The following is a 289-nucleotide window of genomic DNA, read 5'->3' on the forward strand; positions in this document are numbered from 1 at the left end:
GCAAGTAACCAGCGCTATTAAAGCTGCGAAAAAAAAACAGCAAATAACGGTTCGTGATGCTAATTTAGACGATGTTGAATCGATTGCTAAGCTAGTTCAACATTGGGCTACGGTAGGCGAAAACCTACCACGGGCTAAAAGTGATATGGTGCACTCGATTAACGAATTTGCTGTAACCGAAATTAACGGCAAAGTATCGGGGTGTGCCTCACTGTACATTTACGACACAGGTTTGGCGGAAATACGTTCTTTGGGTATAGACCCACAAAGCGCAGTGTCAGGACAAGGG

The 289-nt window shown here is 44.6% G+C and carries 1 protein-coding gene; it reads left to right on the plus strand.

The window, feature by feature from the left end:
- The coding region (locus tag AAEY83_RS13985; protein WP_502945177.1) for a hypothetical protein at positions 1-289 on the plus strand (289 nt) is incomplete at both ends.

Source organism: Psychrobacter sp. TB20-MNA-CIBAN-0197 (assembly GCF_040309765.1).
GTDB classification, from domain to species: Bacteria; Pseudomonadota; Gammaproteobacteria; order Pseudomonadales; family Moraxellaceae; genus Psychrobacter; species Psychrobacter submarinus.